Genomic DNA, 24,729 nt, shown 5'->3' with positions numbered 1-24,729 from the left:
GATGGCACGGCCCGAGAAACGGCTGATCACCTTCGAGATCGACGGGCGCGAGGTGCGCGCCCCTGAGGGCACGATGCTCGTCGACGCCGCCCGCATGGGCGACGTCGAGATCCCCTACTTCTGTTACGAGCCGAAGCTCGGCCAGCCGGTGGGCGCCTGCCGCATGTGCCTCGTCCAGATCGAGGGCATGCCGAAACTGCAGACCGCCTGTTCGACCCCGGTCAAAGAGGGGATGGTCGTGACGACCGTCTCGCCCGAGGTCAAGCAGGCGCAGAACGCGGTCGTCGAGTTCCTGCTCGCCAACCACCCGCTCGACTGCCCGGTTTGCGACAAAGGCGGCGAGTGCCCGCTCCAGGACATCTCCTACGGCTGGGGGCCGGGGGCATCGCGCTTCACCGAACCGAAGCGCCACTTCAAAAAACCGATTGAGCTCTCGCCGCTGATCGCGATCGACCGCGAGCGCTGCATCCTCTGTTACCGCTGCGTGCGCTTCTCGCAGGAGATATCGGAAGACCACCAGCTCGTCTTCCTCGAGCGCGGCGACCGCACCTTCGTCGGCACCGCCGACGGCGCCCCCTACGTGGCGCCGTTCAGCGGCAACATCATCGAGCTCTGCCCGGTGGGAGCGCTGACCTCGATCCCTTACAGGTTCCGCGCACGCCCGTGGGACGTCGAGCAGGGCGGCACGGTGTGCACGCTCTGCCCGAGCCAGTGCAACGTAAGCCTCACGATCCGCGACGACCGTCGTGTGCTGCGCGTGCTCGCGCGCGACAACGCCGGCGTCGACGACGGCTGGCTGTGCGATCGCGGCCGCTTCGGCTACCAGGCGTTCCACAGCCGCGAGCGGATCACTCGGCCGCTGGTGCGCGAGGGGACGAGCCTCGTCGAAACCTCGTGGGAGCGGGCGCTCGCCGCGGCGACACAGATCCTCGCTCGCGCTGGTGCGAGCGCGGCGGCGCTGGTGGGTGGGTCGGCCAGCAACGAGGAAGGCTTCTTGGTTCAGCGCCTGATCCGCGAGGTGCTCGGATCGGGCAGTGTCGACTCGCGCCCGGCTGAAGCTCCCGACGCCGAGCTGCTGCGCGCCTGTGCCGACCCGGCGCTCGCTGCGGCGGTCAGCGACATCGACCACGCCGACGCAATCGTCGTCGTCGGCTGCGAGCCGGTCGACGAGATGGCGAGCCTCGATCTGCGGATCCGCAAGGCGGTGCGGCGCAACGGCGCCCTACTCGTGACCCTCACCCCGACGCCGTCGCGGCTCGACAGCCTCGCGCGGGTCGCGTTGCGCTATCTACCGGGCTACGGCGCCGAAGCGCTCGCTGCCTTGAACGCCGCGCTCGACACCGCCGGCGCCGGCGACGCGAGCGCGCTGCGGGAAGTGGCGAACCGTGCCGGACTGGTGCGCGGCGTGCATCCCGGCCCCCCGCTCGACGTGCGCTTCGACGGCGCCGCCGCGCGTCCGCTCGATCCACCCGCAGGTGCGCACCCCGACGGCGGCGAGGACGCGGCCGCCGCGCTCGCTTCGGCGGCGGCGCTGCTCGCTGAAGCGCGTGACGTCGTTGTAATCGTCGGCGAGCGTGGCCTCGTCGCCGGCGGGCGCGAGCGTGCGGCACGCAGCGCGCTGCTCGCCCTCCTCGAGCGGCTCGGTGTGCGCGAGCGCGAGAGCGCCGGTCTGATCGAAGTTCCGTTTGGCGCGAACGGTCGCGGTCTGCGCGAGGTCGGTTGTCTGCCCGGGATCGGCCCGGGCCTCGCCGACGCTCCGGCAGGAAAGGCGTGGAGCGAGCTACCCGCCGCGCTCGCAAGCGGCGAAGTCGGCGGCCTGCTGCTCTACGACTGCGATCCGCTGACCGGCGCAAGCGACCGCGCGGCGTGGGAGCGCGCGCTCGCGGCCCGCTCCGCCGCGACGATCGCGTTCGCGCGCTTCCGCACCGAGACCGTCGAGCGCTTCGCCCAGGTCGTCTTTCCCGCCGAGGTCTACGCCGAAAAGGACGGCACCGTCACGCACCCCGACGGGCGCCTGCAGCGGCTCCGCCAGGTGATCGCCCGCGCCGACGACGTGCGGCCAGGGTTCCTCGCCCTCGTCCAGCTCGGTGCGCGCCTCGGCGGTCGGTTCGACGAGGTCTTCGCGTCGAGCCAGGTGACCGAGCTGGTCGCCGGCGCGGTGCCTTTCTACGCCGGTCTCGACGCCGGGCGAATCGGCGGCAAGGGAGTGCGCTGGCAAGAGACCGAGGCAGCAGCGAGCGCGCCGCGTGCAGCAGCAGCAGCAGCAGCAGGATCCACCGCCCCGGGCGACGACGCCGCAGTCGCCGCCGCTCCCAACGGCGACGCGAGTGGTCGCTTGCTCGTCGCACGCCAGCCGGCGCTGTGGGCGTGCGAAGAGACGGTGCGCGCGCCGGTGCTGCGCTTCCTGCGCCCCCGCCAACGGCTCGCGCTCGCGCCGGCGGACGCGCAGCGCCTCGGTGTGCGCAGTGGCGAGCGTGTCCGCGTCGCGAGCGCCGGCGGCGAGCTCGTCTGCGAGGCGAGCGTACGCAGCGCGGTGCCGGCCGGGCGGGCGTTCTTGATCGAAGGGCTCGGCGCGGACGGAGCCGAGGCGCTGCTCGGTCACGAGGCGGCGCAGCCGTGCGTGGTGGAGCGGGTCGAGGGGGTCGCCTAGGTGGAGACGGTCGCCGTCCAAATCGCGAAGGCGCTGTTGATCTTCCTCTTCGTGCTCCAGGTCGTTCCCTTGATCCTGCTCGTCGAGCGCAAGCTGCTTGGGCGGTTCCAGTCACGCTTCGGCCCCAACCGCGTCGGCCCGTTCGGGCTTTTGCAGCCGCTCGCCGACGTTCTCAAGCTGATCTCCAAGGAGCAGTCGGCCCCGACCACCGCGGTGCCCTGGCTGATGGCGATCGCGCCCGTGATCTCGATCACCTGTGCGGTCGCGACGCTCGCGATCATCCCGTTCGGTCCGTTCGATGCCTGGGGCGGCGAGTTCGGCCTCTACGGCATCGACGTGCCGATTGGCCTGCTCTGGTTCTTCGCCTTCGGCTCGCTCGCCTTTTACGCCTTCCTGCTCGGTGGCTGGGCGTCGGGATCGAAGTACTCCTTCCTCGGCGCGATGCGCTCCGCCGCCCAGCTGATCTCCTACGAAGTGGCGCTGGGGCTCTCGCTCGTGGGGGTGGCGATGACGGCCGGGTCGCTCTCGCTCGTCGACATCGTCGAGGCGCAGCGCGACATGTGGTTCGTCGTGCCCCAGATCGTCGGCTTTCTGATCTTCCTCGTCGCCGCTTTTGCCGAGACGGCGCGGGCACCGTTCGACCTCCCCGAGGCCGATGCCGAGATCGTCGCTGGTTACAACACCGAGTACGCCGGCATGCGCTTCGGCTCGTTCTTCATGGCCGAGTACATCGAGGTGATCGCGGTGTCCGGCGTCGCCGTCGCCTGTTTCCTCGGTGGCTGGCACGGACCGGGACCGACGGCGCTCGCACCGCTCTGGGTGGTGGTGAAGATGGCGGCGTTTGTGATCCTCTTCATCTGGGTTCGGGCTACGCTGCCGAGGCTCCGCTACGACCAGCTGATGTCGTTCGGCTGGAAGGTGCTGCTGCCGCTCGCCACCGCCAACGTGGTCGTCACAGCGCTCGTTCTCGCACTCACCTGACGCAGCGAACACAGGACGCCATGCCCTATCCGCCGACAGACGATGTGATCGAAGTCCAGCGCGGGCCCGAGCCGGGGGGTCTCGGCGGCGCCTGGCGCGTGTTCGCAGCAACGCTACGGGGTCTGCGCACCACTCTGGCGCGCGTAGCCGAGGGCCCGGTGACGCTTCAGTACCCCGAGCAGAAGACGCCCGTCTACCCGCGTTTCCGCGGCCGCCACAAACTGCACCGCTTCGAGGACACGGGGCTCGAGAAGTGCGTTGGCTGCTCGCTCTGCGCGGCTGCCTGCCCGGCGGAGTGCATCCGCGTCGTCGCCGCCGAGAACGACCCGGACAATCCGGTGTCGGCCGGCGAGCGCTACGCCGCGGTCTACGAGATCAACATGACGCGCTGCATCTTCTGCGGCTACTGCGAGCTCGCTTGCCCGTTCGACGCGATCACGATGGGCAACGACTACGAGCTGGCCGACTACAGCCGCTCGGACCTGATCTTCACGAAGGAGATGCTGCTCGCCGATCCGCCCGAGCACACACCGCTGCGCCGCGAGGGGGAGTAAGAGCGATGTTTGCCGAGCAGATGTTGTTCTTCCTGGCTGCCTGCGTCGCGCTCGCCGGTGCTTTCGGTGTCGTCGCCGCGCGCAACCCCTTCTACAGCGTCCTCAACCTCGTCGTGCACCTGATCGCGCTTGCGGTGTTGTTCCTGCTGTTGCGCGCCGAGTTCATCGCCGCCGCGCAGGTGGTGGTCTACGCCGGCGCGGTGATGGTGATGTACCTGTTCGTCGTCGCCTACGTAGGCGGCGACGAGGAGAAGCTCGGCGACCAGCGGTCGCCCCTCGTGGCGACGTTCGGCCCGCTCTTCGCGCTCGCCCTGTTCGTGGAGCTCGCGATCGCTGTCGCCGGGTCGGGCCTCGCGGCGCTCGACAGCGATGGCAGCGGCGGACCGGGGTTCGGCAGCCCGGGCGCGGTCGGCGAGCTTCTGCTTGAGCGCTTCCTGTTGCCGTTCGAGGCTGTCAGCTTGCTGCTCCTCGCCGCTGCTGTCGGGGCGGTGGTGCTCGCCCGGCGGCGCCGTGGCCTCGAGGATCTCGAGGCCGAGCTCGCTTCGGAACCGGCGCTGGTCGAGCCGCTCTCGGCGGCGGCGTTGCCGGTTCGCGCGGGGGTGCGCGGTGGCTGGTAGGCGGGGAGGTCCAGAGTGAGCATCGCCTGGTACCTCACGCTCGCGGCGCTGCTTTTCGCCGTCGGTGCCAGCGGTGTGCTGGTGCGCCGCAACCCGCTCGTGGTGCTGCTGTGCCTCGAGCTGATGCTCAACGCCGGCAATCTCGCGCTGCTCGGCTTCGCCCGCATGTGGGGTGACGGGGCCGGCCAGGTGTTCGCGCTCGTGGTGATGGTGATCGCTGCCTGCGAGGTGGTGGTCGGTCTCGGCATCGTCGTCGCGATGCACCGGCTGCGGCTGCCGATCGACGTCGACGAGCTGCGGGGGTTGCGCGGATGAGCGCGACGAGCTGGGCGTGGCTGGTGCTCGCCTTCCCGCTTGCCGGCACGCTCGTGCTCGCCGCCGGCTGGCCGCGCTGGCGGGGTGCAAGCGCCGGTGCGGTGGCGACGGCCGCGATCTTCGCGAGCTTCCTCGCCAGCGTCGGCACGCTCTTCGCGCTCCTCGACCGCGAACCGGAGGCGCGAACGCTCACCGCCACGCTTTTCACCTACGCCCGCGCCGGCGGCGTCGACGCCGGTCTCGAGATCCTCGTCGACCCGCTGTCGGTGTTGATGTGCCTGGTGGTCTCGGGCGTGTCGTTCCTGATCCACCTCTACTCGGTGGCCTACATGCGCTCCGACCGCGGTTACGTTCGCTACTTCGCCTATCTCAACTTCTTCGTCTTCTCGATGCTGCTGCTGGTGCTGGCGGGCAACCTGGTGTTGCTGATCGTCGGTTGGGCGTTCGTTGGTGCCGCCTCCTACCTGCTGATCTCGTTCTGGTACCGGCGGCGCACGGCGACCGCCGCCGGTGCGGAAGCTTTCGTCGTCAACGTCGTCGGCGATATCGGCCTCGTGCTCGGCGCGTTTTTGCTGTTCGACCGCACCGGCGTGCTCGACTGGCAGGGACTTTTCGAACATGTCGGGCAGGAGTTCGCGCGCAACGACGGCACGCTCGTGGCGGCGTGCTTGCTGCTGCTGGTGGGCGCGTTCGCGAAATCGGCACAGCTACCTCTGCACACTTGGTTGCCGAAAGCGATGGAGGGCCCGACCCCGGTGTCGGCGCTTATCCACGCCGCGACGATGGTCACCGCGGGGGTCTACCTGATCGCCCGCGCTCACCCGCTTTTCGAGCTCGCACCGACAGCCGCCGACGTGGCGGCCGTGGTGGGGACGCTGACGCTGCTCGTGGCCGCCTCGATCGCGCTCGTCGCGACCGACCTCAAGCGCATCGTCGCCTACTCGACGATGTCGCAGATCGGCTACATGACGCTCGGCGTCTCCGTCGCCGCTTACGGCGCCGGCCTCTTCCACCTCGTCACCCACGCGTTCTTCAAGGCATTGCTGTTTATGGCCGCCGGTTCGGTGATAGCGGCGATGTCCGGCCTTCAGGACATCGATCGGATGGGCGGTCTGCGCCGCGCGCTGCCGTTCACCTACGCCTGCTTCCTCGCCGGCGCTGTCGCGCTCGCCGGAATCCCGCTCACGAGCGGCTTCTTCTCGAAAGACGCGATCCTCTCGTTCGCGCTCGAGCGGGGCGGCGGCTATGCGGTGCTGGCGATCGTCGGCTACGGCGCGGCGCTCCTCACCGCGATCTACGCGTTCCGCGCCGTCTTCCGCGTTTTCCACGGCGAGCCGGTGCCGGAGGCGCGCGCCCTCGAGCGCGGCGAGATCGTGCACCACGAGCCCGCCAACCCGCTGACCGGCGAACGCGAAGACACCGATGTCGGCTTCCCCGGTCCCGAACACCACATCGCCGAGCGATCGCCGGCGATGAAAGCGGCGATGGCGCCGCTGCTCGTTTTGTCGCTGGCCGCCGGTGTGTTGCAGGTGCCTGGCCTCACGCACGTGGTCGACACGTTCCTCGAGCCGACCTTCCACGACTCGCCGCTAGCGGCGGCGCGACCGAGCGTCGGTGCCGAGTGGGCGGGGCTGCTCGCCGGAGCGGTAGTGGCGCTCGTCGGCGTGTGGACAGCACGCTGGCTGTGGCTTGCCCGCCCCGAGCTGCCCGCCGCCTTGCGCAGCCGCTTCGGCGGGCTGCACCGCACTCTCAGCGAGGGCTGGTACTTCGACCGCGCCTACGACCTCCTCTTCGTGCGCGGCGCGACCGCTTTCGCGCGCGCCCTGCGCCGCGGCGTCGAGCGTCCGGTGGCCGAGGAGACGCTCGTCGGCGGGCCGGTGAGCTTGGTTCGCGCCGGCTCGGCGCTGGCGCGGGCGATGCAAACCGGGTTCGTGCGCGCGTACGCGTTCGGGGTGGTCGCCGGCGTGGCGATCGCGCTGGTGTGGTTCCTGGCAAGGGCGGCGTAGGTTTCCGGGCCGGTGGGTATCCCGCTCTGGATAGCGATCGCGCTCCCCGCCGCCGGCGGCCTGGTAGCGGCGTCGATCGGCGGAAAGACCGGCCGGCTGGTGGCGCTAGCCAGTGCGCTCGCGACGGCGGTGCTGGCGCTTCTCTACTTCTTCGACTACCCGCTCGGCTCGGGCGAGCTGCGCTACGTCACCGACGCTCGTTGGATACCCGAGCTCGGGATCCACTTCCGGATCGGTCTCGACGGGCTCGCGCTGGCGCTGTTCACGATGACCGCCGTCGTCTGGGTGCCCGCGACGGCGTGGGCGGCCCTCCATCCGCACGAGCGCGAGCGCCAGTTCCTGTTCCTGCTCGGTCTCGGCGAGAGCGCAGTGCTCGGTGCCTTCGCCGCCCAGGATCTGGCGCTCTTCGTCGTCTTCTTCGACCTGATGCTGGTGCCGTTCTACCTGTTGATCGGCACCTGGGGAAGCGGCGACCGCGTCCGTGCCACCACGCTCTTCGTCATCTACACGCTCGTCGGCTCGCTGCTGATGCTGGCAGCGGCGATCGCGCTCGGCGTGCTCGCCACCCCCGACGGCGCCACCGTGTCGTTCTCGCTCGCCGATCTCGCCCAGCGCCCGCTGCCCGCGAGCGACCAGAAGTGGATCTTCGCCCTCTTCGCCCTCGCCTTCCTGATCAAGGCTCCCGCCTTCCCGCTGCACGCGTGGGCACCGGCGGCCTACCGGGCAGCGCCGTGGCCGGTCGCAGCGCTGCTTTCGGCGGTGCTGTCGAAGGTCGGCGTGTACGGCTTTCTGCGCTTGGCGCTGCCGCTTCTTCCCGACGGCGTCGACGCCTTCCAAACGGTTGTGGTGGTGATCGCCGTGGTGTCGATCCTGTACGGATCGCTGCTTGCGCTCGTGCAAGACAACATCCGCCTCGTCGCGGTGTATTCGTCGATCGCCCAGCTCGGCTTCATCACCCTCGGCATCTTCAGCCTCGACCCCAAGGGCGCCCAAGGAGCGGTGTTCCAGATGGTCAACCACGGGCTCGTCTCGGTTCCGCTGTTCCTGCTGCTCGCCGCGCTGTCGGCGCGCGCCGGCGGGTCGGAGTCGCTGCGTGAGCTCGGTGGCATGGCGTTGCGCGCTCCGGTGCTGGCGACGGTGTTCTTGGTCGTCGCGCTAGCGAACCTGGCGATGCCGGGCACGCCGAACTTCGTCGGCGAGCTCTTCGTGCTTTTCGGCGCTCTCGACAACGTCGCCGTGGCGGGCTTCGTGGCGTCGCTCGGTGTGGCGCTCGCCGCCGCCTACACGCTGCGGCTCTTCCAGCGCACGATGCACAACCCGCCCGGTAGCGCTGCCGCCCCGCGCGAGCTCGCCCGGCTCGAGCTCGCCGCGGTCGCGCCGCTGGTCGCGGTGATCGTGGCTCTCGGCGTCTACCCGCAGGCGCTGCTCGGGCGCGCCGAGCGGTCGAGCGCCCGACCAGTAGCGATCGTCGCGGACCACACCGATCCATCGGCGGAGGTCGCACGACGGTGAACACGCTGCGAGTCAGCACACTTCGCTCTTCGACCGCCGGTGCGTTCGCGCTAGTAGCGTCGCTCGCGCTGCCGGCCTCGGCTTCGGCGGCAGCGGTCGACGGGCGCTTCCAGGCTCCCGACGTCGACTACGGAGCGCTCGCGCCGCTCTTCGCCGCTAGCGGCGGAGCGCTCGCGGTTCTCGTCGTCGGTCTTCTGGCAGGCAAGTTCGTGCGCCGGGTCGTCGTGCCGACGGCGACCGCCGCCGGCGCGCTAGCCGTGATCGTCGCGACGGTCGCCGGCTGGCAGCCCGGTCGTGCCAGCGCGACGCTCGCCGGCACGCTCGTCGTCGACGCGCCGACGCTGGCGGTGGCACTCGTGGCTGCGGTAGCGGCCCTCGTCGCGGTCGCGCTAGCGGTGGCGGGCGGACGCGTGGCGTCGGGGCGGGCGTGGCGCTCGGCGGGCCCGGCCGAGTGGTCGGCGCTGCTTTTGGTGTCGGTGGCGGGGATGATCATGCTCGCCGGCGCCACGTCGCTGGTGACGCTGTTCGTGGGTGTCGAGCTGCTGTCGATCCCGCTCTACGTGCTCTGTGCGAGCGACCTGCGGCGCCGCTCCTCGCTCGAGGCGGGGCTCAAGTACCTGATTGTCGGGTCGGTCGGTTCGGCGACGCTGCTCTTTGGGCTCGCGCTGATCTACGGGGCGACGGGGGCGACCACCTTCGACGCGATCGCCGGTGCGATCGGCAGCCGTGTCACGACGAGCGACGCGCTGCTGCTCACCGGTCTTGGGCTGGCGCTGGTCGGCCTCGCCTTCAAGGCGTCGGTGGCTCCGTTCCACCAGTGGACGCCCGACGTCTACCAGGGTGCGCCGACGGCGGTCACAGCGTTCATGGCTGTGGCCACGAAGGCGGCGGCGCTGGTAGCGCTCGTGCGGCTGCTGGGCACGGCGTTACCGAGCCTCGACGACGTCTGGGTGCCGGCGCTCGCGACGCTCGCCGTGGTGACGACGGTCATCGGCAACGTCGGCGCGCTCGGCCAGCGCTCTCTCAAGCGGATGTTGGCCTGGTCTGGCGTCGGCCAAGCCGGTTACATGCTGGTGGCGGTCGCTGCCGGTGGCCGCAGCGGCGTCGAGGCGCTCGTCTTCTATCTCGCCGCTTATGCGCTGATGAACCTCGCAGCGTTCGCGGTCGTCGCCTACCGCGAGGAGCGCGGCGGTCTCGGCGACGACATCGAAACGTTGCGCGGTCTCGGTCGCGAGCGCCCCGCCGTCGCCTGGGCGATGACGCTGTCGATGCTGGCGCTCGCCGGGTTCCCGGGAACCGTCGGGTTCCTCGGCAAGTTCACGCTGATCGACGCTGCCGTCGAGGGCGGGGTGACGTGGCTCGGCATCGTGATCGTCGTCGGCTCGATGATCTCGCTCGGCTATTACCTGCGCGTGGTCGCAGCGATCTGGATGCTGCGCGAAGCGACGAAACCGACCGTCGGCACTGCCGGCTCGCCGGCTGCTGTCGCCCCCGCTGCGGGTGGCTCGCCGGAGGCGGACAGCGCGGGCCGGCGACTGGCGGCGATCCTGGCGGTGGCGCTTGCCGCCGCGGTGGTCGCCGCATTCGCGTGGCCCGATCCGCTTTTCGAGATCGCGCGCGACGCGGGCAGCGCACTTGTCCTGCCGCGCTAGGCGCGGCAAGCGGAGAGCCGCGGCACGCCCGGTGGATGCGCAGCGCCGGCCTAGGCGGCCGCAGGCAACGACCCGCGTTCGACGATCGTCGCCAGCGCCTCCACGCAGGAGCTGTCGAACTGCGTACCGGCGTGGCGGCGCAGTTCCTCGAGCGCCAACACCGCCGGGCGTCCCCGCCGGTAGGGACGGTCGGAGGTCATCGCCTCGAAGGCGTCGGCGACAAGGATGATGCGCGACTCGATGGGGATCTCGTCGCCGGCCAGCCCGGCAGGGTAACCGCGGCCGTCGATGCGCTCGTGGTGGTGGTAGATCCACAGCGCCTCTTCTTCGAGACCAGCGCCCGACACGATCATCCGCCCGATCACCGGGTGCTGCTTCATCACCTCGTACTCCTCGTCGGTGAGCGGGCCCGGTTTGTGCAGGATCGCGTCGGGAATCCCGATCTTGCCGACGTCGTGCAAGAGACCCGCGATCCGCAGCTTGGCTATCCGCTCCGCGTCGAAACCGAGCTCGGTGGCGACGAGCACACACAACGACGCCACGGTTTCGCAGTGCGAGCGCGTGTAGGAGTCCTTGGCGTCGACGGCGCGCGCCAGCGCTGTCGAGAGCGCCGTTGTCATGCTGCCGCCAGCACCCGCAGCGACCGCCTCGTCGGTGCCGTAGTGCTCGACACCTGGCGCCCAGGCGACGATCCGCCGGCGCGCGCGCCGAGCCGCGTCGAGCGCCGCCCGCGCCCGTCTTATGAGCTCGTCGCGCCCTACGCCTGTCAGCCGCTCGGCGACCCCGACCGACAACACGCCGCTGCGGGAACCGGTGCTGTCCTCGGCGGCCGCAAGCACACGCTCGGCCACCACGAGCCCCTGCCACACCCCGGCATCGGGCACAAGAACCGCGAACTGGTCACCGCCGATGCGGTACGGCTCGGCGTCGATGCCGCAGGCGCGGCGCAAGGCGGCGCCGATCGCGCGCAGGTGGCGGTCGCCCTCCTGGTAGCCGAGCTCGGCGTTGATCGCTCCAAGGCCGATCACGTCGCACATCAGCAGGCTGAAGTGTCGGCGGGCGCTCTGGGTCTCAAGCTCGACCAGCCGCTGTTGGAAACTCGAGTGGGTCGGCAAACCCGTTAGCGCGTCGAGCTCGGAGCTGCGCACCTCGAGCCGTGTACGCATCCCAAAGCTCGCCTCGCGTACGGCGAGAGCGAGCGCTACGCCGCTCGCTGCCACTGCGGCCTCCGCCAGCACTTCGGCTGCTCTCGGCAGATCGGCGGCCACGCTCGCGACGCTCACGACCACAGCCCCGGCGAAGATCGAAGCGGCCGAGCGCGCGCGCACGCGCGGCGAGGCGACGAGCGGCGGGCGCACGAACGACGAGAGCCACGCAGCGCTCGCCACCAGGATCGGCCCGGCGACCCATAACGAGTCGACGACGCCACCGCCCGCCCAGGTTCCAACCGACGCCTTGTAGAGCCAAAAAACGTCGGCTACCAGACGCAACGTGTAGGCACAGCCGATCAACAGCCACACCGGCCCTGGTCGCCAGCGCGCGAGGGCGAACGCCGACAGCACCAGAACGACGACAGTGACATCGCCGACGAGGTAGGCAAAGTTGGTGGCGAGAGCGCTGCCGCTCGCGCCGGTGGCCGCGCCGAAAGGCTCGTAGAAGACAGCAATGGCTGCCGACCAAACCAGGGCAAGAGCAGCGATCGCGCGAACGACCATCGCCGGTGTGAGCGGCGAGACATCGCGCGAAACCCGCAGCGCGGCAACCGCGACGATGTTCAACGCGTAAACAGCTAGCCACAGCGCGTCGGCAACGGACGGGTAGGGAATCGGTCGATCGTCGACGACGAACGTCCAATACACGAACCAACCCGTCGCACCGAGCGCGATCGAAGTCGCGAACACCGACCAGGCGAACCGTTCGCGCGGGTCGCGCCACGCTTTCCAGGCGATCAGGGACGCCGACCCCAAGTACACACCCAGGTGGAGTGGGCGCCGCACCGGATCGAGCCAGTCCACACCGATACCGGACAGCAGGTGGAGCAACCACACCGTGGCGAGGAGGACGAGCACGAGGAGAGCTGCAGACGGGGTCGTGGGGTCGAGACGTCGCAGCGCCCCCAGGCGCACGGCCCCTCCTCGCCAGCCAAGGGCCAGCTCACGCCCACCGTCGAAGCCGCTCTTCGATCGACGCACCCGTTGTTCCCTCCGGGCGGCGTCCCCGCCAGCGCCCGACCGCCCCGGTCACCTACGGACGGCCTGCGGCCGCCACCTCCCTCGTTTCAGTTACCCATCCGTCCGGTCACCCCGCCCGTCCGGTCACGACAGATTTGCTCCTCGTTCGCTCCTCCCTCCTCGAAATATCGGCCGGACACCGGCCAGGCGCCAGCCGTCTTGCGAGAAGGTTCGCAGCGTTCGTAGCGTTTGTCACACCCACTGCTGGCGCGGCCGGCTGGTGCGTTTCGTCTCCTGGTGCTGAGCGGGGGCGACCCGCCGCGTCTGTTACGTTCGACCTCTCGATGTCGACCGGAGCAACAGCACCGTCAGCGGTCTTGGCGTTCTCGCCACCGGTCGAGAGCTTCACCCCGGGCGAGCGCGAGCTGCTCGAACCGTTCTTCACCAACCTCGACCGGCCCGTGTTCGCGCTCAGAAACCTGCCCGAGACGGTCAAGGGCGCGCTGTTCGCGCGCTACTCGCGCTACCCGGGCACGCTGCGGCGGCTGTTCCTCGAAGAGTTCGCTGAAGACGTCGATCCCGCTGCGGCGCGCGCCGTGCTTGCGACCGGCGAGGGCGAGCGCGCACGCAAACTGTACGAGCGCGTCTTCCTGGGCTTCGGCGACGACTCGGTCGCGCAGCTGGGCGGTGCCCATGTGGCTTGCGAGTGGGTGTCGAACGCGCTGACGAAGGTGCTCGAGCGCGGGCGGCTCGCCGCCTATCTCGAGCAGTCGACGCGCTACATCCCCTACGACCGACCGATGCCCGACGGGCGCTACCGCTACTGGCGCTGCGCCGAGCTCGGTGAGGGCTACGAGCGTGCGCTCGATCGCCTGTTCGAGCTCTACAGCGAGGCACTGCGGCGCGCCGAGGCGTGGGCCGAGGAGCACTTCCCGCGCGCCGATAACGAGTCCACCACAGCTTGGCGCCGCGCGCTGCGCGCCAAGGCGCTCGACCTCGTCCGCGGAATCTTGCCGGTGGCGTCGCTCTCGCACGTCGGCATCTTCGCTTCGGGTCAGGCTTACGAGCAGCTCTTGTTGCGCTTGTTTGCGAGCCCGCTCCCCGAGGCGCAGCAAGTGGGCGAGCTGCTGCTCGCCGAGCTCGAGAAGGTGATCCCGAGCTTCGTTCAGCGCGTGCGCCGGCCCGATCGCGGCGGCGTCTGGATCGACTACCTCCGCGGCCTGCGCGAGCGGGCACGACAGGCGGCACACCGTCTCGGTATCGCCGATGCCGGCGAGGTGGCGGTCGGCGGGGGCGCGAGCGTGCGCCTAGTGCGTGTGCGTGGCAGCGAGGAGGAGGCTCTCGCCGCGCTTCTCTACGAAGCGTCAGCGGCTAGCGAAGAGGAGCTTCTCGCCACGGTTCGGGCGCTCTCTAGCGCTGAACGCGCCGCGCTCTTGCGCGAGCTTGCGGGCGAGCGCCGCAACCGCCGTCACCGCCCGGGGCGCGGACTCGAGGCGATCTCCTACCGCTTCGAGATCGTCTCCGACTACGGCGCGTTCCGTGATCTGCAGCGCCACCGAATGCTGACCTCGCAGTGGCAGGCACTCACCCCGCAGCTGGGGGCCGAGCTTCCGGCCGAGGCGCAGGCTGCGGGCATCGCCGACCTCTTTCGCGAAGCGTTCGCTACCTCGCAGCGCGAGTGGGAGCGGATCGCCCACGAGCTCGAACTGCCGGAGCTCGCTCCCTACGCGCTCTGTCTCGCTTTTCGCATCCGCTACGTGCTCGACCTCAACGCCCGCGAGGCGCTCCACCTGGTCGAGTTGCGCTCAGGCCGCGAAGGCCACCCGTCCTACCGCGCGGTGGCGCTGGCGATGTTGGACGAAATCGCCCGCGTTCACCCGGCGATCGCCGCTCTGTTCGACCACGCCGACCGCACCACCGAGCCGCGCCTCGAGCGGCTCTTGGCGGAGATCCGCAACGAACGCAACTCCCGCGCGCCCGGCTTGTTGTAAGGGGCATCCCCCGCTCGAAAGCGAACCAACAGGAGGATGCCCCGTGCAGCACCGTAGCAAGGCGCTCGTGCTCGCGCTCTCGGTCGCCCTCGCTGCGCTGGCACTGCCGGCCGCGGCGGCGTTGGCGGCCAAGATCGTCGGCACGAACGACGCCGACACCCTCACCGGCACCGCGCGCGCCGATCGCATCAGCGCGCGCGGCGGCGACGACAACGTCTACGCCCACGCTGGCAACGACCGCGTCCTCGGCGGGTCGGGCAACGACCTGCTGGTCGGCGGTCGCGGTCGCGACGGGATCTTCGGCGGCCCCGGTAACGACCGCATCTTCGGCGACTTCCGGACGAGCTCGGCACAGGCGCAGCGCGTCGCCAGTCGTGTCGCTCGCCGCGTCGCCCGCCGGGTGGCACTCCGCCGCGGCGATCGCCTCCACGGCGGGTCGGGCAACGACGAGATCCACGGCGGTGCCAGCCGCGACATCTTGTCGGGCGGCAAGGGCGACGACACGCAGTACGGCGGCGCCGGTAACGACGTGATCTTCGCCAACCAGGGGCGCGACCGCTCGTTCGGCGGTCCCGGCAACGACACGCTCTGGGCGCTGGCGCGGGTCGACGTTTCGGCGCTGGGCGATCCCGACGGCGACGAACTCACCGGCGGCGAGGGCAACGACACCTTCCGCGTGCGCGACGGCGAGGCCGACAAGATCTCCTGCGGGCCCGGCTACGACCGCGTGTTCGCCGACCAGTTCGACGTGATCGTCGACGCCACGGCGAACGATCCGACGGGATCGTGCGAGGTCGTGAGCCGGCGCGACGCGCGCAAGACGAGCGACCGCAGCGAGCAACAGGAGGAGCGCCAGCCCGAGGACAAGTCGTAGCTGGCAGTTTCTTTCGTCACGCCGACGCGGTAGCCGACGCGCAGCACAGCCGCCGCCGCGCACCACGAGAGGTTCACGCACGGGGCCGTGCAGGCAAGCACGGCCCCGTTTGCGTTTCAGAGCTCGCTTCAGCGCTTGCTTCAGAGCGTGTGCTGCTTTGCCCTAGCGGTTCGGCACGCGCCGCGGCGGGCGCGTGCGGTAGCGTCGCAGCACCGTGAGCGCCGCTTCACCGACTGATCGAGGAGAGGGAGAGAACTCGCGCATGGCGTCCGTCCCGGGTGCTCGCGCCGGCGCCGATACCGTGCCAGCGTCGCGCGCGAGCGCGATGGACGCGGTCGCGGTCGCGCCCTCGATCCTGTCGGCCGATTTCGCCCGCCTCGGCGACGAACTCTCGCCGCTGCTCGACGCCGGCGTGCGGGTCGTCCACATCGACGTCATGGACGGCCACTTCGTCCCGCCGATCACGATCGGGCCGGTGGTGGTCGAACACCTCGCCGCGCCCGTGCACAGGCACGGTGCTTGCCTCGACGTGCACTTGATGGTCGAACGCCCCGAACGTCAGCTCGAGGCGTTCGCGCGTGCCGGGGCCGACGCGGTGACGCTGCACATCGAGTCCACGCCCCACCCCCATTACGCGCTCAGGGAGGCGCGCCGGCTCGGTCTGCGGGCGGGCATCGCGCTCAACCCGGGAACCCCGGCAGAGGCGGTGCGCGACCTGGTCGAGGAGTGCGAGCACGTGCTCTGCATGACGGTGAACCCGGGCTGGTCGGGCCAGCGCTTCATCGCGGCGATGCTCGCCAAGATCGCGCGCCTGCGCGAGCTCGTGCCGGATGGCGTGCCGATCCAGGTCGACGGTGGTATCGACGCCGCCACCGGCGCACAGTGCCGCGAAGCGGGCGCCACCCTCTTCGTCGCGGCCTCGGCGATCTTCGGCGAGCGTGACCGTGTGGCAGCCTGGCGGCGGATCAGCGCCGCTGTGGAACGGGCCACGGCTCCGCCTGGCCGCTAGACCACGCCGGGCCACGCCCGCCCGGCCAGCGGTCGAGGAAGAGCAACGCCAGCGCTCCTAGCCAGAACACCTGCAAGATCTGGGGGCCGCCCGCTAAGGGCAGCACGTGCAGCACCCCGACGATGATCCCGACGATCCCGAGGAACCGCGACACGAGCCCCGCGCGCATCGCTACGACGTTGGCAAACACGATCGAGGCCGCGATCAACAGCGTGCCGACGAAGGCCAGGGCGAGCGGCAGCGTCGGCAGGTCGGCCACTAGATCGTCGGCGCGCCGCTCGCCCGCCGCGCCGCGCGTCGGTGTGCCAGCCGCGAAGTCGTGTGCGATGCCGAGGATGTCGAGCTGCCGCCAGGCGGTGCCGACCGCGAGCAACAGACCGGCGGCGAGAACGAGCACCGGCGTCCAGCGCGGAACGCCGGGCACGCGGCGTGCGGCGGCCACCAGTAGGTAGACGAGCGCGGCAACCGTGCCGGCGACCGCGAGCACCTGAAAAAGCGTCGAGACCATGAGCTCGGCGCGCGCCGCGTCGTAGTCGAGCAGGCGCGCACGCTCGGCAGTGGAGCGCCCGATACCGGCACTCGCGACGGCCACGATCGCTGCCACCGTCGCGATCGCGCCGGCCGCTGCCCCAGCCGCCGCGTAGGGCGCGTAGCGGCGCTCGCGTGCGAGCTGTTCGGGGCTGTCGGTGCGCGTCTCGCTCAAGCCAGTCTCGTGCGGCTGCGCGGCCGCCTTGGCCGCAGCGGCGTCACTTTCGGGTCGTCTTGGGGCTGCGGCGGGTAGTACTCGACGTCTTCCGGCTCCGACAGCCGCGAGACCTTGTCGCCGACCCACAGCAGCGCGTCGAGGAACGGCGCTGCCAGGCGCAGCAGCTGCTCGAAGCGCTGGCGGCGTCGGCGCTGTTCGGGGGTCAGGTACACGGCTTGCGACGCACAGGCTACAGCGCGCTGTGTGCAGTGGCGAGCGTCCCCTAGGATCGGTTGTATGGCGAGCGAGGATCCGTTCGGACTGTTCGGCGACCCCGAGGAGCTGAGGCGGCGCATGGCCGAGTTCGCCGAACAGCTGCAAGGTGCCCAACGGGTCGCTTGGGCCGACAACGCAATCCGGCTCGCCGTCGAGATGACGGTCGCTGCCGTCCAGCGCCTCAACGTTCAGGGCACGCCGGAACAGCAGACGGAGCAGTTGGCCGCTGCTATCCGTCGCTTGTTCCCGGAAGCGGTGATCCTTGTGCGCGAAGCGCGCGAAGGGTTCGGGACCTGAAACGGCTCACTGTCGCGGCGCGTCTCGAACGTCTCGTCGGCGCGGTTCACCACCGACACATAGGGCTCGGCCGCAGCTCGCAGCGTTCGGACATCCGCCGATTCTCCTGCGGCGAAGGGGGGCGAATCGCGCACTGTCGAACCGTTTCCGGGGTAAACCGGAGAAAAAGCGGACCGCACGGCCAGCAACTTCGCCTTGGGCGGTCGGTTTCTCAACTCGAGAAGATGCCGTCTCGACCCTTCGACCCACACAAGCCTCCCGCAGCGATTTCGCATACGATTGCTGATACGCGATCTTCGCTAGGGATCGACCCCGCCTGAGGGAGGACTTGACTGCATGCCTTTCTGGACCTGCGATGCGTGCGGGGAGCGCATCTACAGCGCAACGGCGAGACCGCGCCGCCCTGAATGCCCCGCTTGCGGCCATCCGCTGCCCGTGGAACCGAGCGACGCGCCGCCTCCACGCGACGCAACCGACGACGCCGGCGGCGAGAACGGCGAGGATGCCACCAGCTCGCCCGCCGAGGAGCGGCGCCATTGGTCGGAGCTTAGCTACCGCGACGGGGGCGCCGCCGGCGAGGCCGGCGAGCGCGTCCCGAGCCGCGAGCGAGAGCAGCGGGCGCAGCAGCAACGCCAGGTCGGCGATAGCGATCACGGGGGTTCGCTGAGCGGCTGACCGACCCACGAGCTTCGATCCGACTAGCGGTTCTCGCCGGTCGACGGACCCGTACCGTGCGGGGGGTCGGCCGGAGCGGACGGCCGACCGACGCTGCGCGCCGCCGCACGATCGGCACGTCCCCGTTCGACTACGTCGCGAAAGCTGCGGAAGCCGAAAACGCGCACGATCGCGACGAGCCCGAGCAGGAACGTGAGGGCGGCGATCGCGAGCTGCTGACCGACCGAGTAGGCGGCGACCTCCGCTCCGGAGGCAGTCCCTGCGAACACCGTCACGAGCAGTGCCTGCTGGACCCCCGCCCCCTGCGGGGTGAACGGCACCACCGCTGCGACAGCGTTGACACCGAGAACGAGCAGAACGTTGCGAACCGAGCCACCGATACCGAACGCCTCGAGCAAAAACCAGAAGGCGGCGAAGCGAAAAAGCCACCCTGCTGCTTGCCACGCATAGACGCGACTCAAGAAAGCGCGGCGGTCGCGCAGGATCGACAGACCGCGCATGACGTCGCCCCAGAAGTGCGCCACACGGCTCGACAGCACCGCGATGGCGGCGAGCGCCGCGACGGCGACGAGCGTGATCAAAAGCAGCGCGGCTTGCGGGTGCGCCGCGAGCCACGAGAGGTCGAAGGCATCGAGCCGGGCGAACTCGGGCGGGCGCGGAAAAACACCTTGGCTGAAGGCGAACAGCAGCACCATCCCACCCACGGTCACGTCGAACACCGCCTCGACGAGGAAGCTCGCCGCGACCGTCGGGTAGCTCGCGCCCGGGACCGCGACCTTGGTCAGGAACAGACGCACGATGTCGCCGCCGCGCGCGGGGAAAACAGCGTTGAAGCCGTAGCCAGCGAAGTACGCCCCCCAAACATCGCGATAGCGCACCTGCGCGCGGGGGTACGCATAGGTGAGCACGTTGTACGACGCCCGCGCGCGCAGACTGAGGTAGACGGTGAAGGACACCAGCGCTATCGCGAGAGCGACGAGGTCGACGCTGGCCAGGCGCCCGAAAAACTGAGCGAGCGCGTCGAAGAAGCGCTGGAACGATTCCCCTACGGCGACGACCGCCACGTCGCGCCGGCGCTCAACCGGCCCCCAGGTGCTCGAGCAGCAGGCGGTCGTGGTCGGCCGGGCGCACCCGCCGGAAAACGCGCTCGATGCGCCCGTCGGGAGCGATCACGAACGTCGAGCGCTCGACGCCGTGCACGGCGCGTCCGTACATCCGCTTCTCGACCCAAACCCCGTACGCCTCGGCAGCCACGTGGTCGGGGTCGGCGAGCAGCGTGAAGGGCAGCGAATGTTTCGCCGCGAAACTCGCCAAGCGCTTGGGCGTGTCGGGAGAAACACCCAACACTTCCACGCCTAGCTGCCGGTAGCGGTCATAGTGGTCGCGGATCCCGCACGCCTGGGTGGTGCAGCCGGGCGTGTGAGCACGCGGGTAGAAGTAGAGGACGACCCGCTTGCCGCGAAAGTCGGACAGGCGCACCGGACGGTCGTTCTGGTCGCGGAGCTCGAAGTCGGGTGCGGGATCGCCGACAGCGGGCGCTCTGCCGGTGTCGCCGGCGGGCTCCGTTGCTTGTTCCTTGCGCTGGCTCACGGTCGGACCGCGAAGGATACGGTGCGGGAGCTTCGCGATCACACGCCGACGACCCCGCGACCAAACCTGGGGGCGAACAGCGGGCTACCATCGCCGCCGTGCGCTTCTCGATCTCGGCAGACGAACGGACGGGAATCGCCGAGCTCCTCGAAGGGGAGCTGCGCGCGCGCGGCCACGAAGTGGTCGTGCACGGGGCGCTGAACGAGCGCGAGCGTCCGGACTGGGCTTTTGCAAGCGAGCGCGTCGCGCGGGACGTAGCGGAAGGCCGCGCCGATCAGGGCATTGTGTGCTGCTGGACCGGAACGGGAGCGTCGATCGCCGCGAACAAGGTGCCGGGTATCCGCGCCGCCCTCTGCTGGGACGCGGAAACGGCGCGCGGGGCGCGCAAGTGGAACGACGCCAACGTGCTCGCCCTGTCGCTGCGCACTACGAGCGAGGCGACGCTGCGCGAGATCCTCGACGCCTGGCTCGCCACTGCGCCGAGCGACGACCCGACGGATCGCGAGAACATCGATCACCTCCAGGCGATCGAACGCCACGGACGCACACCTGACGCAGCGATTTGAGCATGTCCGGTCGAGGCCGGCTCGGCCGCTGTCGCGACCGACGTGCGAGGTGCGGCGCTCCGGCCCCTCGTCGATCCGCTAGCGGACCTTGAATCGTTTGCTCTTGACGGTGCGCCGGTTGCCAGCGAAGTCCTGGGCGATGATCGTGGCCTGGTAGCGCCCCGCGCGCAAACGGGCGAACTTGAAGCGCGCGCGACGCGACGACACCGTGGCGATCACCGAGCGTGCGCTGGGGCCGCTCAAGGCAACCTTCACGCGCGCGCTCTCGGACACGTTGAAGGCGACGACGGCCTGACGGCGACCGCCGCTTACGGCAAGCCGCGTGATTTTCGGCGCGCTGCGGTCGGCGGTGGCATCGCCGACCACGACCCGTGCGCGCATCGTCCGCGGATGCACTTCGCAGATGTAGCGGTAAACGCCCGGTTTCGTAAAAGTACGGCGGAAGACGCCGCTGGTGAAGATGCGCGAGCGGAAGCGCTCGGGAGCGAGCTCCTCGCTAGCGACGTTGTGCGGACTGCTGCCGCTCCACCGCCACTCGACGGTGTCGCCCGGATCGACGCGCAGCTCGGCGGGCCGGAAGTAGTCGTCGCCGACCGTGACGGTGTGCGTGACCGCGGCGACGCTACGAGCGCCACCGAAAACGCTTACGCCGACCGCGAGGCCGACAGCAGCTACGAGCGCCGCCGCGCCTACCCGCCGATACCGTGACCCGAAGTTGCGATAGCTCTCGAAAGTGGGGGACATGACCGCAGGGTACATCGCGGCCTGGGCGGGAGGACGCACTTGCATGTGCTGCCGGCACCGGCCAGCCGACGTTGCACGGCGGGCGCGCAGCCCGATTCGCTGCGGGCGTGCCGGCAGGGGAGGACGATCGCACGCCGAATCGCGACTTGGCAGCGGCACACGCTCGTCGTAACGTTGCCGCAGCTGCACCGACTCCGGATCCCCCGCGTGGGACCTGGTTCCCGGACGTCGCGGCCGCCGCGTCGGCGCGGCGCGACGAAGCGCACTACGGAAGGAGGAGACGATGGCCGCGAAGGGCACGAGCACGAAATCGAAAGGGCGCAGTGCGAGCACGACGCGCAGTAAAGCGAGTGCGGGCAAAAGCGGCGACGGGTCGCTGGAGCGCCTACAAGAGTCGATCGAGGCTGCCCAGAACGCTCTGCGCGACCTGCGGCGCGAGGTCACCAAGGGCACGCGCGACCTGCTCAAAGATCTCGACACCGCCCTGCGCCACGCGCGCAAGAACCTGCGCAGCGCGCAGAACCGCGTGATCAAGGATCTGCAAGCGCTGCAGCAGGCCGCGACGGGTGCGACCAAGCGGTCGAATACGAAGGCCGCCGCCAGCACCAGCGCTAGCGCCAGCAAGAACACACGCGCGCGCGCTGCCGCGAGCAGCAAGAGCGGCACGCGCAGCACCGCCAAGAAGGGAACGACAGGCGCCACCGCGCGAACGCGCGCGACGGGTGCACGCAGCACACGCGCAAGCGCGAGCACACGCTCGACAAGCTCGCGCGCAACGACCCGTCGCACACGAGCCAGCAGCACGAAGAGCGACAGCGAGACGTCCGGCAGCTCGACAAGCTCGTAGCGGCGTTTGCCCCCAGGGGGGTCGCCGAGCCAACACGCTCGTCGGCTGCGGCATGCCCGGCGACGGCTGTCGCACCTCCTCGTTCGACATTCGCGGCGCTCGCCGTCGTGTCGCCTCCGTTTAGGATTGCTGGCCCGCGATGGCGCTGCGCAACGTCGTGCAAACGAGGGAGGAGGCGGCGGCGCTCGACGTGCCACCGCTCGTCGTGCTCGAGCCGCTCGCCGAGTTCCTCGACGAGCACGGTCTTGGCAGCGGCGAGCTCTCGGCGCAGCCGATCGGCGAGGGGCACTCGAACGTCACCTACCTGCTCGAACGCGGCGGCGAGCGTTTCGTTCTGAGGCGACCACCCAGGCCGCCGCTGCCGCCCAGCGCCCATGACGTGCTGCGCGAGGCACGGCTTCTTGCGGCACTCGAGCCGACGCCGGTGCGCGTGCCACGCGTGCTCGCTGTCTGCAGCGACGAGTCGCTGCTCGGTGTGCCGTTCTACGTCATGGAGTACATCGAGGGCACGGTCGTGACGAGCGAACTGCCGCCGCCCCTCGACGTTCCGACAGAGCGGCGCCGCCTCGGCGAGCAGCTGATCGACGCTTTGGTCGAGATCCACTCGGTCGACTGGCGCGCGGTCGGCCTCGACACCTTCGCCAAGCACAGCGGTTATCTCGAGCGCCAGCTACGCCGCTTCACGGCCTTGTGGGAGCACAACAAGACGCGTGAGTTGCCGGTCGTCGCCGAAGTGGGCCGCTGGCTTGCCGAGAACATGCCGACGACGCCGCGCACCACGATCGTGCACGGCGACTACCGGCTCGGCAACGTGATGGTCGCCAACGACGCGCCGGCACGGATCGTGGCGATCTTCGACTGGGAGATGTCGACGCTCGGCGATCCGCTCGCCGACCTCGGCTACCTCACCGTCACCTGGTCGCAACCGGGCGACCCCGAAACGATGTTCAGCTCGCTGTCGGCGATCACTCGCCGCGAGGGCTTCCCGACGCGCGACGAACTTATCGCCCGCTACGCCGAGCGCACCGGTTTCGACGTCACGAATTTGCGCTGGTACCAGGCGCTGGCGTTGTGGAAGGCCGCCGTCTTCATGGAAGGGAACTACAAGCGGCTACTCGCCGGCACCACCGACGACGAGTTTCTGCGCATGTTCGATCGTGGCGTACCGGAGCTCGCCGAGGCTGCGCTGGCACTGACCGAAGAGGGCTAGCCGCGTGGCCGCTAGCGGCGAAAACACACCCGCACGCGAGCGCCCACGGGCGCTGCTTGTCGACTTCGGAGGCGTGCTGACAACGAACGTCTTCGCTGCCTTTCGCGAGTTCTGCGAGCGCGAGGGACTGGACCCCGAAACCGTCAAGCGCACCTTCCGAGAGCGACCGGAAGCGCTAGCGCTTTTGCGCCGCCTGGAGGTGGGCGAACTCGGCGAAGACGAGTTCGCACGTGCGTTCGGGCCGCTCATCGGCGTGCGCGACACCGACGGTCTCGTCGACCGCCTGTTCGCCGGTCTGCGTCCCGACGAAGCGATGATCGCGGCGGTACGCAGCGCACGCTCCCAAGGGGTGCGCACCGGTTTGATCTCGAACTCGTGGGGGCGCGGCCGCTACGACCGCGAACTGTTGCCTCAGCTCTTCGACGCGATCGTGATCTCGGGCGAAGTCGGCTTGCACAAACCGCAACCCGAGATCTACGAGCTCGCCGCAGAACGCGCCGGGGTTCCTTGTTCGGCGTGCGTTTTTGTCGACGATCTGCGCGAGAACTGCGCTGGCGCCGAGGCGGTGGGGATGACAGCGATTCTCCACCGCGGCGCGGACACGACCGTTCCCGCGCTCGAGCGGTTGTTCGGTATTGCGCTCACTTCCCCGCGCTGACGAGCGCCACACCGGCGAGCGCCGCGCCGACACCGAGCGCCTGCACGCGTGCGAGCCGCTCGCCGAGGAATATCCGCGCGAGCACCACCACGACGACCGGATACAGCGAGCCGAGGGCAGCGCCCAAGCTCAACAGTCCGAGTCGCGACGCGAACGCGAACAGCAGGTTCGCGCTGGTGTCAAGAACCCCGACCACCAGCAGGGGCAGCAAGCCTTTGCCGCTAGGCAGCGGCGGTCGCACGATCGCCGCCACAAAAGCGAGCACGATCACGCCCGTGAAGCGGTTTCCGACAAGCGTCCATTCGGCCGACGCTGCCGCAGCCTGGTCGACGAACACGAAGAACATGCCGAAGCCGACCGCCGCCGCGAGGGCGTAGGGAACGCCGCGCGCGAGCCGCACCGACCGCGTGCCGTGTGCACGCTCGATCGAGGCCAACATCGCTCCGCCTGTAACGAGCGCGACGCCGACTAACTGCAGCGACTGCGGCCTTTCGCCGGTGAGCAATCCAACGACGATCGGGATCACGGCTCCGCCTGCGGAGAGCGGCGCCACGACCGACATCGCGCCGACGGCGAGCCCCCGATAGAAGGCGGCGAGACCGCCGACGCCGGCGAGCGACGAGAGCGCCGCGAACGCGAGCTCGCGCAGCCCGGGCGGCGGTTCGCTGCGAACGGCCACCACCGCGGTGACAAGCGCGAGCCCCACGATCTGCGACACCAGCAGAACGGCGAGCACGCGCACTCGCCGCGCCGCAAGACCGGCGACGAAGTCGGACGCACCCCATGCGAGGCCGCTGAGCGCGGCCAGAAGCAGCGCGCTCACCGCGGCCGCGCTCTAGGCGCGCCCGC

Annotated in this window: 24 protein-coding genes; 17 read left to right on the top strand and 7 right to left on the bottom strand. The window is 70.1% G+C overall.

From position 1 onward, the window contains the following. Position 1: 1 nt before the first annotated feature. The 8 genes from nuoG to JDY09_RS00890 are packed head-to-tail and all read left to right on the top strand — an operon-like array spanning position 2 to position 10,287. Positions 2-2,650 carry an NADH-quinone oxidoreductase subunit NuoG gene (gene nuoG, locus JDY09_RS00925; protein ID WP_274716961.1) on the top strand — a complete coding sequence of 883 codons (2,649 nt, stop codon included), beginning with the start codon at positions 2-4 and terminating at the stop codon, positions 2,648-2,650. After that, entirely contained in the window at positions 2,651-3,631 is a 981-nt protein-coding gene (gene nuoH, locus JDY09_RS00920) for an NADH-quinone oxidoreductase subunit NuoH (RefSeq protein WP_274716959.1), read from the top strand. It abuts the gene before it with no gap. Positions 3,632-3,651: 20 nt separating this feature from the next. Beyond that, the gene (nuoI, locus tag JDY09_RS00915) at positions 3,652-4,185 is read left to right on the top strand and encodes an NADH-quinone oxidoreductase subunit NuoI (protein WP_274716957.1); all 534 of its coding nucleotides are present in this window, start codon (positions 3,652-3,654) and stop codon (positions 4,183-4,185) included. A gap of 5 nt (positions 4,186-4,190) precedes the next feature. Beyond that, positions 4,191-4,802, top strand: coding sequence for an NADH-quinone oxidoreductase subunit J family protein (locus tag JDY09_RS00910; protein ID WP_274716955.1), 612 nt, complete (start codon positions 4,191-4,193; stop codon positions 4,800-4,802). 15 nt (positions 4,803-4,817) lie between these two features. Continuing rightward, positions 4,818-5,117 carry an NADH-quinone oxidoreductase subunit NuoK gene (nuoK, locus tag JDY09_RS00905; protein WP_274716953.1) on the top strand — a complete coding sequence of 100 codons (300 nt, stop codon included), beginning with the start codon at positions 4,818-4,820 and terminating at the stop codon, positions 5,115-5,117. Further along, on the top strand, positions 5,114-7,123 hold the full coding sequence (gene nuoL / locus JDY09_RS00900; RefSeq protein WP_274716951.1) for an NADH-quinone oxidoreductase subunit L: 2,010 nt from the start codon (positions 5,114-5,116) through the stop codon (positions 7,121-7,123). Before nuoK ends, nuoL begins: the two co-directional genes overlap by 4 nt. Before the next feature lie 12 nt (positions 7,124-7,135). Continuing rightward, on the top strand, positions 7,136-8,635 hold the full coding sequence (locus JDY09_RS00895) for a complex I subunit 4 family protein (RefSeq protein WP_274716949.1): 1,500 nt from the start codon (positions 7,136-7,138) through the stop codon (positions 8,633-8,635). Then, entirely contained in the window at positions 8,632-10,287 is a 1,656-nt protein-coding gene (locus JDY09_RS00890) for an NADH-quinone oxidoreductase subunit N (protein WP_274716947.1), read from the top strand. The genes JDY09_RS00895 and JDY09_RS00890 overlap by 4 nt, the downstream gene beginning before the upstream one ends. A 50-nt stretch (positions 10,288-10,337) precedes the next feature. Here the strand turns inward: JDY09_RS00890 and JDY09_RS00885 are convergent, their stop codons facing one another. Next, the gene (locus JDY09_RS00885; protein ID WP_274716945.1) at positions 10,338-12,479 is read right to left on the bottom strand and encodes a diguanylate cyclase; all 2,142 of its coding nucleotides are present in this window, start codon (positions 12,477-12,479) and stop codon (positions 10,338-10,340) included. 323 nt (positions 12,480-12,802) lie between these two features. Between JDY09_RS00885 and JDY09_RS00880 the strand changes: the two genes are divergently transcribed. The 3 genes from JDY09_RS00880 to rpe all read left to right on the top strand — a co-directional run bounded on the left by JDY09_RS00880 (position 12,803) and on the right by rpe (position 16,332). Next, the gene (locus tag JDY09_RS00880) at positions 12,803-14,449 is read left to right on the top strand and encodes an FAD-dependent thymidylate synthase (RefSeq protein WP_274716943.1); all 1,647 of its coding nucleotides are present in this window, start codon (positions 12,803-12,805) and stop codon (positions 14,447-14,449) included. 43 nt (positions 14,450-14,492) lie between these two features. Continuing rightward, complete coding sequence (locus JDY09_RS00875) at positions 14,493-15,323, top strand: calcium-binding protein (protein WP_274716941.1); 831 nt, start codon at positions 14,493-14,495, stop codon at positions 15,321-15,323. Between the two features lie 262 nt (positions 15,324-15,585). Further along, the gene (gene rpe, locus JDY09_RS00870) at positions 15,586-16,332 is read left to right on the top strand and encodes a ribulose-phosphate 3-epimerase (RefSeq protein ID WP_274716939.1); all 747 of its coding nucleotides are present in this window, start codon (positions 15,586-15,588) and stop codon (positions 16,330-16,332) included. Here rpe and JDY09_RS00865 read toward each other — a convergent pair. Together JDY09_RS00865 and JDY09_RS00860 are read right to left on the bottom strand one after the other, a co-directional pair. Continuing rightward, complete coding sequence (locus tag JDY09_RS00865) at positions 16,289-17,035, bottom strand: hypothetical protein (RefSeq protein WP_274716937.1); 747 nt, start codon at positions 17,033-17,035, stop codon at positions 16,289-16,291. The genes rpe and JDY09_RS00865 overlap by 44 nt on opposite strands. Further along, the gene (locus JDY09_RS00860) at positions 17,032-17,250 is read right to left on the bottom strand and encodes a hypothetical protein (protein WP_274716935.1); all 219 of its coding nucleotides are present in this window, start codon (positions 17,248-17,250) and stop codon (positions 17,032-17,034) included. Before JDY09_RS00860 ends, JDY09_RS00865 begins: the two co-directional genes overlap by 4 nt. Positions 17,251-17,314: 64 nt before the next feature. Here JDY09_RS00860 and JDY09_RS00855 point away from each other — a divergent pair, with 64 nt between their 5' ends. Both JDY09_RS00855 and JDY09_RS00850 read left to right on the top strand, forming a co-directional pair. Continuing rightward, the gene (locus JDY09_RS00855) at positions 17,315-17,590 is read left to right on the top strand and encodes a hypothetical protein (protein WP_274716933.1); all 276 of its coding nucleotides are present in this window, start codon (positions 17,315-17,317) and stop codon (positions 17,588-17,590) included. Positions 17,591-18,025: 435 nt separating this feature from the next. Further along, positions 18,026-18,265 (top strand): hypothetical protein, encoded by a 240-nt coding sequence (locus JDY09_RS00850; RefSeq protein WP_274716931.1) that lies wholly within the window; start codon positions 18,026-18,028, stop codon positions 18,263-18,265. A 23-nt stretch (positions 18,266-18,288) separates the two neighbouring features. Here the strand turns inward: JDY09_RS00850 and JDY09_RS00845 are convergent, their stop codons facing one another. Together JDY09_RS00845 and bcp are read right to left on the bottom strand one after the other, a co-directional pair. Further along, positions 18,289-19,329: a lysylphosphatidylglycerol synthase transmembrane domain-containing protein gene (locus JDY09_RS00845; RefSeq protein WP_274716929.1), complete on the bottom strand. Its 1,041-nt coding sequence runs from the start codon at positions 19,327-19,329 to the stop codon at positions 18,289-18,291. A 13-nt stretch (positions 19,330-19,342) separates the two neighbouring features. Beyond that, positions 19,343-19,855: a thioredoxin-dependent thiol peroxidase gene (gene bcp / locus JDY09_RS00840; RefSeq protein ID WP_274716927.1), complete on the bottom strand. Its 513-nt coding sequence runs from the start codon at positions 19,853-19,855 to the stop codon at positions 19,343-19,345. Between the two features lie 98 nt (positions 19,856-19,953). Here bcp and JDY09_RS00835 point away from each other — a divergent pair, with 98 nt between their 5' ends. Continuing rightward, entirely contained in the window at positions 19,954-20,421 is a 468-nt protein-coding gene (locus tag JDY09_RS00835; protein WP_274716926.1) for an RpiB/LacA/LacB family sugar-phosphate isomerase, read from the top strand. Positions 20,422-20,499: 78 nt separating this feature from the next. On the opposite strand, the gene JDY09_RS00830 is transcribed toward JDY09_RS00835, so the two are convergent. Then, the gene (locus JDY09_RS00830; RefSeq protein ID WP_274716924.1) at positions 20,500-21,165 is read right to left on the bottom strand and encodes a cupredoxin domain-containing protein; all 666 of its coding nucleotides are present in this window, start codon (positions 21,163-21,165) and stop codon (positions 20,500-20,502) included. A gap of 283 nt (positions 21,166-21,448) precedes the next feature. Here JDY09_RS00830 and JDY09_RS00825 point away from each other — a divergent pair, with 283 nt between their 5' ends. The 3 genes from JDY09_RS00825 (at position 21,449) to JDY09_RS00815 (ending at position 23,880) form a co-directional block, all read left to right on the top strand. Beyond that, positions 21,449-22,012: a hypothetical protein gene (locus JDY09_RS00825; protein ID WP_274716923.1), complete on the top strand. Its 564-nt coding sequence runs from the start codon at positions 21,449-21,451 to the stop codon at positions 22,010-22,012. 139 nt (positions 22,013-22,151) lie between these two features. After that, positions 22,152-23,222, top strand: coding sequence for a phosphotransferase family protein (locus JDY09_RS00820; RefSeq protein ID WP_274716922.1), 1,071 nt, complete (start codon positions 22,152-22,154; stop codon positions 23,220-23,222). Between the two features lie 4 nt (positions 23,223-23,226). After that, entirely contained in the window at positions 23,227-23,880 is a 654-nt protein-coding gene (locus tag JDY09_RS00815) for an HAD family hydrolase (RefSeq protein ID WP_274716921.1), read from the top strand. On the opposite strand, the gene JDY09_RS00810 is transcribed toward JDY09_RS00815, so the two are convergent. Beyond that, complete coding sequence (locus JDY09_RS00810; RefSeq protein WP_274716920.1) at positions 23,864-24,703, bottom strand: EamA family transporter; 840 nt, start codon at positions 24,701-24,703, stop codon at positions 23,864-23,866. The two genes, JDY09_RS00815 and JDY09_RS00810, sit on opposite strands and share 17 nt — an antisense overlap. Positions 24,704-24,729 lie beyond the last annotated feature (26 nt).

This window comes from Thermoleophilum album, assembly GCF_028867705.1.
In the GTDB taxonomy this organism is placed as follows: Bacteria; Actinomycetota; Thermoleophilia; order Solirubrobacterales; family Thermoleophilaceae; genus Thermoleophilum.
This window is presented reverse-complemented; position numbering and strand designations above follow the sequence as displayed.